Origin of the sequence: Streptomyces sp. NPDC006544 (assembly GCF_040611715.1) — a bacterium.
Classification (GTDB): domain Bacteria; phylum Actinomycetota; class Actinomycetes; order Streptomycetales; family Streptomycetaceae; genus Streptomyces.
The window spans coordinates 1-10,421 of record NZ_JBEXOV010000163.1 but is presented as its reverse complement, the minus strand read 5'-3'; the positions used below and the strand labels follow the sequence as shown (position 1 = coordinate 10,421).

11 protein-coding genes are annotated in these 10,421 nt (G+C 69.9%); all 11 read left to right on the top strand.

Annotated elements, in window-relative coordinates; translation table 11 throughout:
* Positions 1-404: hypothetical protein (locus tag ABZY44_RS36300; RefSeq protein ID WP_356661582.1), on the top strand; the 404-nt coding region annotated here is incomplete at its 5' end.
* Positions 401-871, top strand: coding sequence for a hypothetical protein (locus tag ABZY44_RS36295; protein WP_356661580.1), 471 nt, complete (start codon positions 401-403; stop codon positions 869-871). The genes ABZY44_RS36300 and ABZY44_RS36295, both read left to right, overlap by 4 nt.
* Before the next feature lie 144 nt (positions 872-1,015).
* Entirely contained in the window at positions 1,016-3,631 is a 2,616-nt protein-coding gene (locus ABZY44_RS36290) for a hypothetical protein (protein WP_356661578.1), read from the top strand.
* 9 nt (positions 3,632-3,640) lie between these two features.
* The gene (locus tag ABZY44_RS36285; protein WP_356661576.1) at positions 3,641-6,349 is read left to right on the top strand and encodes a hypothetical protein; all 2,709 of its coding nucleotides are present in this window, start codon (positions 3,641-3,643) and stop codon (positions 6,347-6,349) included.
* A 12-nt stretch (positions 6,350-6,361) separates the two neighbouring features.
* Positions 6,362-6,841 (top strand): hypothetical protein, encoded by a 480-nt coding sequence (locus tag ABZY44_RS36280; RefSeq protein WP_356661574.1) that lies wholly within the window; start codon positions 6,362-6,364, stop codon positions 6,839-6,841.
* The gene (locus ABZY44_RS36275; RefSeq protein WP_356661572.1) at positions 6,838-7,092 is read left to right on the top strand and encodes a hypothetical protein; all 255 of its coding nucleotides are present in this window, start codon (positions 6,838-6,840) and stop codon (positions 7,090-7,092) included. Before ABZY44_RS36280 ends, ABZY44_RS36275 begins: the two co-directional genes overlap by 4 nt.
* Positions 7,093-7,154: 62 nt before the next feature.
* Entirely contained in the window at positions 7,155-7,991 is an 837-nt protein-coding gene (locus tag ABZY44_RS36270) for a peptidoglycan-binding protein (protein WP_356661570.1), read from the top strand.
* Between the two features lie 13 nt (positions 7,992-8,004).
* Positions 8,005-8,259: a hypothetical protein gene (locus ABZY44_RS36265; protein ID WP_356661568.1), complete on the top strand. Its 255-nt coding sequence runs from the start codon at positions 8,005-8,007 to the stop codon at positions 8,257-8,259.
* Positions 8,259-8,690, top strand: a complete 432-nt coding sequence (locus tag ABZY44_RS36260) for a hypothetical protein (protein ID WP_356661566.1) — start codon at positions 8,259-8,261, stop codon at positions 8,688-8,690. Before ABZY44_RS36265 ends, ABZY44_RS36260 begins: the two co-directional genes overlap by 1 nt.
* Positions 8,680-9,048 carry a hypothetical protein gene (locus tag ABZY44_RS36255; protein ID WP_356661564.1) on the top strand — a complete coding sequence of 123 codons (369 nt, stop codon included), beginning with the start codon at positions 8,680-8,682 and terminating at the stop codon, positions 9,046-9,048. Before ABZY44_RS36260 ends, ABZY44_RS36255 begins: the two co-directional genes overlap by 11 nt.
* Positions 9,049-9,059: 11 nt before the next feature.
* Positions 9,060-10,280, top strand: a complete 1,221-nt coding sequence (locus ABZY44_RS36250) for a hypothetical protein (RefSeq protein ID WP_356661562.1) — start codon at positions 9,060-9,062, stop codon at positions 10,278-10,280.
* Positions 10,281-10,421: the final 141 nt, after the last annotated feature.

The following is a 10,421-nucleotide window of genomic DNA, read 5'->3' as shown; positions in this document are numbered from 1 at the left end:
ACGCGCCCGGCACCTGGGTGGACATCGCGATCGGCGCGATCAACACGTGGACCAAGAGCGAGGAGGAGGAGACCACCGACGTCACCACCTTCGGCAGCGCCGGTCAGTCCGAGTCCTACAAGATGCAGATCGGCAAGAGCATCCAGCTGGAGGGCTTCCGGCTGCGCGACCCCGTGACTTTCGCTCTCGACCCGGGTCAGACCATCGTCGAAGGCATGAACGAGCGCCTCGGCCCGGACTCCCTGACCGGGTTCCGGTACGCGCACGTCACGGACACCTCGTGGGTCGTGTTCACGAAGGCCCGGATCACGCTCGGCGATCAGGGCGGCGGCAACAACGACGAGGTGTCCTGGTCGGCGACGTTCACCCGCTCTGGCCCGTCCACCACGGCGGTCAAGTCGTGACGGCACGCAAGGCGCCGGACTCCTTCGATGCGTACTGGGCTGAGGTCAGTGGCTCCCGGACGGAGACCATCCGCGGCGTCACCGTCCGGGTCCCGGTCGACGTGCCGATGGTGCTGGAGCAGCGGATGTCCGACCTCCAGGACTCCGAGCGAGAGGAAGACATCGCCGAGCTCGTCGCTCTCCTTTTCGACGTCGGCCCGGACACTCTCTCGGCCTGGAAGACCAACGGCATGGGCCTGACCGAATTTCAGGTCGCCCTGGCCTGGGGCCTCGCGCACGCCAGCGGCAGCCCCGTGACCTTCGCGGAAGCCCACGACATGGTCAGGAAGGCCGAGGCCGAGGGAAAAGCCCAGGCGACCGCCCCGAACCGAGCCGCGAGGCGCGCCTCATCCGCCAGTACTGGTGGGCGCTCGAAGGCGACTTCCGGGCGCGCTACGGCCTCGGCCCGCAAGACCTCGCGCGGCTGAGTCGCCGCACCTTCCGCGCCTACCTGTACGGCCTGCCGGCGGAGTCCACGTTCATGCGGCTGGCCGGCAAGCAGCTCGCCGTGATCGATGACGACGCCATGATCCGCGCTGCCCTTCGCAGCTGACCTCGAAGGGGGCGCCCCCATGGCCATGACAATCGGTGAGCTCGTCGCGGTCGTCCGCGCCGACGAATCGGACCTGGTGCGCGGTCTGGCCCGCGCCCAGCTGAGCACCGAGGGGTTCGCCGTTGACGCCGGCGGCCGCCTGCGGAACCTCGCTGGCCGGTTCATCACCGAATCCGCAGTCATGGACCGGGCGCTCCAGACCGTTGAGAACGCCCTTGAGGACGTCTCCACGCAGACCACGGAGACCACCGCCGTGGTCGAGGTCGAGACCCGCACCATGGCCATGCGCTTCCGGGCCCTGGCGCGCGCGGCGGACGACTTGAGCGACTCCCTCGGCGCCCGTCTCGGCCGGGCCGTGAGCAGCCTGCGCAACATCAACATCCACGCCGACCGGCTCGGCTCCCTGGCGGGCCGTATCGGCGGTGTCGCCATGGGCTTCGCCAAGGTCGGCGCTGCAATCGGCACGGCTGTCCCGCTGGTGGCCGGTCTGGCGGCCACGGTGGCGCAGATCGCACCGGCCGCCGGTGTCGCGGCGACGGGCCTGTTCGCGGTGGTCCTGGCGACGAAGGCCTTGAAGTTGGGCATGGTCGGTGTCAGCGACGCCGTGTCCGCCGCACTCGACCCGTCCGACCCTGAGGCGTACGCCGAGGCCCTCAAGAAGCTGAGCCCGTCCGCGCGCGCGTTCGTGGGCGAAGTCCGTGCCCTTCAGCCGCAGCTGAAAGCCCTTCAGCAGGGCGTGCAGGAGAGGTTGTTCCAGGGCCTCGACGGCATCCTGAAGGAGATGGGCAAGACCACCCTTCCCATCCTGAAGAACGGCCTCACGAACACCGCCGGCGCCCTGAACCTGATGGGCAAAAACATTGGCCACGTGGCCATCAGCATGTCCAAGACCGGTGTCCTTGGCCAGGCCATCAGCGGCGCGAATACTGGCCTCTACAACCTGGCCCACATCCCGGCTGAAATCGTCCTCGCTCTGGGCGAGATCGGAGCGGCTGCGGCCCCCGCGTTCGGGCGGCTCACTGCGGCGGCTGGCGCTGGAGCCTCCTCGATCGGGGAGAAGCTCAGCACGGCCTTCCACTCAGGCGCGATGGAGCAGGTGATCGAGGACGCGATCACCGTTTTCAAGCAGCTGTTCGAGGTCATCGGCAACGTCGGATCGATCCTGGGCTCCGTCTTCTCTGCCGCGCACACGACGGGCGGGGACTTTCTCGGAGTCCTCACCCAGATCACCGGCGCGATCGCTGAAGCTTTCGCCAGCCCGGCCGTTCAGGCCGGCCTCAAGGCCATCTTCACCACGATGTCGACGCTGGCCAGCACCATCGGCCCGCTCCTCACCCAGGCCCTCAAGGCCGTCGCGCCGGTCTTCACCGCACTCGGCCCGCCCATCCAGCGGATCATCACGCTCCTAGGCGCCGCCCTCGGGCCGGTCATCAGCGCACTCGGCCCCGTCCTGGAAGTCGCCGCCGTCGCGGTCGGCGCCCTCCTCGATGCGGTCGCCCCGCTGCTCCCCGTCATCGGGTCCCTCGTCGCGCAGCTACTGCCCGCACTGACCCCGCTCCTCGGCCTGGTCGCAGGGGTCTTCAAGGCGCTCGCGCCGCTCGTCTCCCAGCTCGCCGGGATCCTGATGTCGGCGCTGGAACCCATCCTCGCCGCGCTCATCCCGGTCATCCAGCCCATCGTGGACGCCCTGATGGTGCTGGTGCAGGCCGTGATGCCGATCATCTCGGCGCAGATGACCACGCTGGCGCCGCTGATCGCCCAGCTCGCCGGGATGTTCGCCCAGCTCCTCGTGGCGCTGGCCCCGGTCATTTCGCAGCTGATCCTCCTCGTCGCGAACGTCCTGACCCGCATGACGCCCGCGCTCATCACCGCGATGGGCTGGGTGTCGAAACTCGCGACGATCCTCGCGGGCGAACTGGGCCGCGTCATCACCACCGTGGTCATGCCCGCGATCCAGGCCATCGTGGCGCTCCTGAAGGGCGACTTCTCCGGGGCCTGGGCCGCCGCCAAGACCATGGTGTCCGGGGCGGTCGACTACTTCGTCCGGCTCCTCATCGAACTCCCGGGGCGTGCGGGTGCCGCGCTCGCCAGCCTGGGGCCCGTGCTGTGGGGGCGTATCCAGGAGGCCGGCGGCCGCTTCAACGAGGGCGTCAGGCAGAAGCGCGACGAAGCCATCCAGCGGATTCGGGAGATCCCCGGCCAGGCCGCGCGGGCGCTGGGGGACCTGGGGTCTGTGCTGTGGAACGCGGGCGCTTCGCTGATCCGGGGTCTCGTCGACGGCATCAAGTCGAAGGTCGGTTCCATCCGGTCGACGCTGTCCGGGGTAACGAGCATGCTGCCGGACTGGAAGGGCCCGGCCGAGGTCGACGCCAGGATCCTGCGGCCCGCTGGCCGCCTCCTCATGCAGGGCCTCCAGCGCGGCATCACAGACGAGACTCCGGCACTTCAGGCGCAGCTCGGCGGCCTCACCGGCGCTCTTCCCGGGATGACGGTCGGGGCGGGCGGCGGCATGGCCGGGGGCGCCGCTCCGACCCGGGTAATCGTCGAGGTCACGGGCCCCGACGAGGTCAAAGCTTTCATCCGCAAAATCGTCCAGGTCGACGGGCGCGGCAGCGTCCAGACCGCGTTCGGCTAGGAGGCTCACATGGCGGTACCCGATACCCGCGTCGAGCTTCAGATCGGCGGTACATGGACGGACGCCACCGACGACGTGCTCCAGGAGGAGGGCATCCGCTACAGCTGGGGGCGCCGGGGGGAGGGGTCGCGTACCGATCCTGCGGCGCTCTCCCTCAGCCTCCTCAACACCGACGGCAAGTACTCCAGCCGGAACCCTGGCAGCCCGTACTACGGGCAGCTCGGCCGGAACACCCCCTTGCGGCTCACCCACGGCGGCATGCCCAAGGCTCTCGTCGTCCCCAGCGGCGTCGCCGGGGGCGCCACCACCCCCGATCACGCCAGCCTCGACATCACCGGCGACATCGACATCAGGGTGGAGCTGACCCCCTCCGCATGGGAGGGCGCCCACCTCAACTCCAGTTGGGAGATCGCGGGCAAGTACGGGGCCTCCGGCCAGCGCTCCTGGATCTTCCTCTGCGGCAGTTCCGGGCTGCTCCTGCGCTGGTCCGCAGACGGCATCACAGACCTCGGCAACATATCCACACGGCGCGTCCCGTTCGCCCCCGGCGAGCGCGGCGCGGTCCGCGTCACCCTCGACGTCAACAACGGGGCCGGCGGCTGGGACCTCACCTACTACACCGCCACCAGCATCGCCGGGCCCTGGACACAGCTCGGCACCACGGTCACCGGGACCGGCACCACGTCCATCTTCAACTCCACGCAGCCTGTGGAGATCGGCGACGTCGCACTGTCACCGTTCCACAACGTCTCCCGCGAGATTCACGCCGCAGAGATCCGCAACGGCATCGGCGGGACGGCCGTCGCCAACCCCGACTTCGGTGCGCAGACTGCTGGCGCGACAAGCTTCGCCGACGCGGCGGGCCGCACCTGGACGGTCGTGAACGGCGCCGAAATCACCTCGCGGCGTATCCGGGGCGTCCTGGAAGCCTCATCGTGGACGCCACGTTGGGGGGCCAGCGGCCACGACGTCACCACCCCGGTGGAAGCGGCCGGGATCCTGCGCCGCCTCGGCCAGGGGGATAAGGCCCTAGCCTCCACACTGGTCCGTCAGCTGCCAACCAAGGGGCCGGTCGCGTACTGGCCGATGGAAGACGGCCGCGACTCGGTCCAGGCCTACTCGCCGATCGACGGCTGCGCCCCCCTGCCCGTCGTCGACCTCGGGTTCGGGCAGGACGACACCTGCCCCGGCTCGGGGCCCCTCCCCGTGGTCGGAGACGCGGCCATCATGCAGGGCCCGGTACCCGCCTACACCAGCCCCACCAACGGCTACATGGTGTCCATGCTGTACTCCCTGGACGCGCGACCCGCCTCGTCGTCTGTCTGGCTCGCGTTCAGCACGAACGGCACCGCCCAGGGCATCGTCTTCCAGTTCACGGCCACAGCCGTCGTGGTGGACCTCTACGCCTCCGGCGGCGGCCTCATCACGAGCCAGGTTTTCGGAAACAGTGCGGTGTACGGGCCCGGACGGTGGTTCCGTTTCGATTGCACCGCTCAAGCCAACGGTGGCAACACGGATTTTCATCTCGGATTTGTCGACGTCGAATCCGCTGGTGTCCAATGGAATTTCAGCATCGCCGGGACTCCCGGCAGCGTCGTCAGCATTGACACCCAGGTCGGGCCGCTGCTGGCAGGCATGAAAATTGGGCATCTCGGCGTCTTCCCCAGCTCAGACACCAGCGTGTGGGGCAGCGCCGACAACGGATACCGGGGGGAGACGGCCGCTACCCGGCTGCTGCGGTTGGGGACCGAGGAGAGCGTACCGATCACGATTGCGCACTCCGGATTCGGCACATCGACACCGATGGGCCCGCAGCGCCCGAATAAGCTCCTGGACCTGGTCGCCGAATGCGAAGCTGCCGACGGCGGAATTCTCTTCGAGGACCGAGAGCAGCCCGCACTGTTCTATCGGACCCGCCAGACCCTGTACAGCCGGGCCCCCAAGCTGACCATCCCGTACGGGCAGCTCGCCCCGCCGCTGGAGCCCGTCGATGACGACCGGCAGGTCCGCAACGACCGCAGTGTGTCCAGGCAGGGCGGGTCCACGGCGCGCGCCATCCTGACGGAGGGCGCTCTGTCGACGGCCGCCCCGCCTGACGGGGTAGGCGTGTACGACGACGCGCAGACACTGAACGTCGAGACGGACGCCCAGCTCCCGTACATCGCGACGTGGCTACGTCACCGCGGCACCTGGGACGAGCCCCGCTACCCCAGCGTGCGGATCTACCTCCACCGGTATCCAGAGCTGATCCCGACGGTGGCCTCGCTCCGCCCCGGCGACATCATCCGCATCACCGACCTGCCCGCCTGGCTGCCGCCCGGCCCGGTAGACCTCATGGTCGAGGGTGCCGCGGAGGTGTGGAAGACGCTGGAGTGGACGATCACGTTCTCGTGCTCGCCGGCGGGCCCGTGGAATGTGGCGATCGCCGACGATCTGGTCTTCGGCCGGGCGGATACGGCTGGCTCGACTCTCGTGTCCGGGGTGACGTCGACGGCGACGAGCCTGTCGGTGGCGACGTCGGACGGCCCACTGTGGGCCACCTCGGGCGCTACCCCGTTCGACATCAGTGTCGGCGGCGAGGTCATGACCGTCACGGCCGTCTCCGGGGCTTCGTCGCCGCAGACGTTCACCGTGACCCGCTCCGTCAACGGGGTCGTCAAAGCCCAGCTCGCCGACGCCGATGTCCGGCTTGCCCATCCGGCCGTGACCGCACTTTAGAGAGGAGACGTCGTGGCCGTAGTCGCTGGCCAGACCATCACTGCGCAGATGCTCGACCGGCTGGAGGATCCACCGATCGCGGTGCTTCAGCAGACGGTGACCCAGAGCGTCGCGAACGGAGCCTGGGGGGTCATCACCTACGACGCGGAGATCACGGACCCGTACAACGGGCACTCCCTGGTCACCAACACCAGCCGGTACACCTGCCAGCTCGCAGGCTGGTACCGGGTCACCGTCCGGGCGGCTTTCGCCGCGAACGCCACCGGCAGCCGGGGTGCCCGCATCCACAAGAACGGCGCCTTCATCCAGGGCGCCGCGAATCTGTGCGGCTCGGGCACCTTGAACGGCATCGTGGAGGCGTCACACATCCTCCTGCTCGCCGTCGGCGACTACGTGGAGGGCGCGGCCGGACAGAACTCTGGGGGCGCTCTCAGCACCTCATATGCGAACGAGTCCGCGTGCATGCTGTACGTCGAGAGGATTCACACATGAGCGCGGCGTGCGGTACGTGCGGTGCCGCTGCGGTCGTGCAGTGGCGGCGCGCCAAGGGCAACACCGGCGACACCGAGCCGGTGTTCGGGTGCGCGGATCACGCTCTCACCCCGGATCTCGCGTCCCAGTTGCACGAGGCGTCGTGCAAGGGCCCGGGCAAGGGGGGCTCCTGCTCGTGTACGCCGCGATCGGACGCCGACCGCTTCGACACCCCCCGGGGCCCCGCCCGCAGGCTCCCGCCCGGCTGGTAGCCAGCCCCGACCCCAAGCCCCGCGCCTCCTGGCCGGGGCTTTTCTCATGCCCTGGAGGCCTGATGGGACTCTCCCGCACCGCCTACGTCAACCTGCTCCGCTCACAGACCGGCTATCACGAAGGCCGCGACAAGAACGGCAACTGGAACAACATCCAGCGCTTCAGCCCCGAGACGCTCGGCCTGGAATGGTCGCAGGGCCAAGCCTGGTGCTCGACCTTCACCGCGTGGGCTGCCGACGAGCTCGGCGGCCGCGACATCATCCCGATCACCGCGTCGTGCGCGGCCGGCGTCGGCTGGTGGCAGAAGCGCGGCCAGTGGACCGACTACCCCGTGCTGGGCGGCCTCTTCTACATGGGCACGTACGGCCAGGACCACGTGGGCGTCGTCGTCGCTTACGACGGGGACAGCATCTGGACCGTCGAGGGCAACACGAACACGACTGGCGCCTACCAGGGCGACGGCGTGTACCTGCGCGTCCGCCCCCGCCGCGGCGCGAACTCCCCGTACGGCTACGGGATCCCTGCGTTCGATGAGGGCACGATCAGCGCGGATCCGAAGCTAGGCGGCACCGCGTCCGCGACGGTGGCCGCGCCGGCACCGCCGCAGGTTCGGGTGTCCCTCGCTCACATCGTGGCCGCAGCCAAGCGGGATCCGGGCCTGCGGCAGGGCGGCACGACCTACCCGGCCGAGGTGAACGTCGTTGAGGTCGCGCTCGCCCGAGAGGGCCTGCTCCTCGACCAGTACGCGCACGACGGCTCGTTCGGCTCACTGACCGTGGCCGCCTACGCGAAGTGGCAGCGCCGCCACGGCTTCCAGGGCTCGGACGCCGACGGCATCCCGGGCCGCTCCACCCTCCAGAAGCTCGGGACCGCCCGCGGCTTCACCGTGATCGACTGACCAGGAGACCCGCATGTCTGATCTCTTCCCCAACGCCGACACCGTCGTCAAGACCGCCGCCACCTACGGCCGCGACCTCGTGGAGCGCGTCCTCTCGACGTTCCTCCAGGCGTTCGTGGGCGCGCTCGTCATCTCCAGCCCGCTCGACGTGTCCATGTGGCAGACCGCCGCCATGGCCGGCGTCGCGGCGGGTGTGTCCCTCGTCAAGGGGCTCGTCGCCCGCTGGCGGGACGTGACCAACTCGGCGTCCCTCGCCAAGGGAGTCTGATGCTGGCCGCCCTGTGGCGGCATCTCGGCTGGCGCGGCCTGGCTCTGGCGGGGGTCGGCGCCTGCTGGATCTGGTACGGCGTCGGCCTGGTCGTCACCGCCCGCCCCGGGGTCGTCGCTGCGGCGGCCCCGGTGATCCGCCTGATGTGCGTCCAAGGTTGGGGCGGGGTGTGGATCGCCTGCGGACTCGCCGGGGTGCTCACCGCCGCGCTTCGTCCCGGCCGCGATCTAGTGGGCTTCGCGGGGATGTTCCTCCCGCCAGCCGTCTGGGGGCTGGCCTTCCTTGGCTCGGCCGCTACGGGCGCCTACGGGACCGCCTGGGCGTCCGCCCCGCTGTACCTAGCAGCCGTACTGCTGATCGTTGTTGTTGCCGCGCTGACGGGGGGTCGCAGGCGCTGTCCGTGTGAGGAGGGAGCGCCGAATGGGCACTGAGGGAACCGTGCTGGGAGTGGTCATAGCCGTGGTGGGGGTCATCGGGTCTGTGCTCGTAGCCCGGGTGTCCGCACCCAAGCCGCAGACGGCCGGAGCGGTCGAGGTAGGTGACGGGCCGCCGGTTCTCGAGGTGGCGCCGGAAATCTTCACCCACTTCGCGGGCCGGATTCGCAGCCTTGAAAACAAGGTCGACAACCTCACCGCCGCGTTCGAGGCGCAGACCGTCCGCGTCTCCACGCTGGAGAAGCATCTCCGGCAGGCCATGCGCCTCCTGCGGTCCGCTCACCGACAGCTCCGCGAGGCCGGCACCGACCCCGAGCCGGTACCGCCCGAGCTCATCCCGTACTCGATCGACTGAGGAGGCCCGCCGTGGCCCGACGTACCGTCACCGGGACGCTGGACAACCTGTTCACCGACGCGGCGGCCTCCGGCATCACCGTCACCCTCTCCGCAGTACCCCGGCGCTGGACCGACGAGTCCGGCGGCCGGGTCCTGGCCGCCCCCGACCATCCGGTGACCGTCACCGATGGCGACTGGTCGGCGTCGCTGCTTCCGACGGACGAACCGGGCATCGAGCCTGCGACGGGCCGCTACTACCGGCTGACCGAGTCAGCCGCCGGGGTCCCGATCCGGGTGCGGTACTTCGAGGTCCCGTCCGGCGTCGGGGCCCTCGACATCGAGGATCTCGTCGTCGCCGACCCGGGCCTCCCGGGCTACGTGCGCGGCGCGGCCGGTGCGACGGGCGCCACCGGTCCCGCTGGGCCTACGGGTGCGACTGGCCCGGCGGGGGCGCAGGGCATCCAGGGCGTGCAGGGTGTCCAGGGGGCTACCGGCGCGACGGGCCCGCAGCCGCCGCTCGGCGCGGCCGGCGCGGGGGCGTCGATCGCTCTCGTGTCGACGGACCCGACGACGACGAACTCCCGGCCCCCGACGTCGCACGCGTCCTCGCACGCGTCCGGCGGCTCGGACCCGGTCACCCCGGCTGCGATCGGCGCGGCCACCACGGCGGCCCTGACGCTGGTCTCCCAGCAAGCCTGGGCCGACCGGCCGCAGGACCAGGGGCTCCTGGCGTGGACGTACGATCCGACCATGGCCGGGCACGTCACCGCGCAGAGCAACGCGGGTGTCGCGGGCCGGATCACTCTGGTACGGATCATCCTCCGCGAAGACATCACCTGGTCGAACATCTGGATCGGGCTGGCCGGGCTCGACGCGGCCGCGGTCCTGTCGAACTGCTACCTCGGCGTCTACGACTCGGGCGGCACGCTGAAGGGCGTCACGGCGGACATCAGCTCGTCTCTGATGACGGGCGCGACGGCGAAGGCGCTGCCGCTGGTCACGCCGTTCAGTGCGGCGGCCGGGACGTACCTCATCGCGATGCTGCTGAATGGCACATGGGCGACCAACAGCCTCACGTTCAAGGCCTCGGGCGCGGGTATCAGCGTCAACGCGGGGCTGACCGCGCCGAACCTCCGCTACTCGAACATGTTGTCCGCTCAGACGTCGCTGCCGGGCTCGCTCACCCTGTCCTCGCAGACGACCACGATCATCAACACGGGTTGGGCCAGCCAGTGGTACGGCATCTCCTGACCGCACAGCACAGTGCCCCCTCTCGCCTTCGGGCGGGAGGGGGCGCTTTCGTGCGTCCGGGCCCGGGTGGACCTTGACGGCTACCACGCCAGACACCACCATGACTACTGGACCAGTCCACTAGGGTCTGTTGCGAAAGTG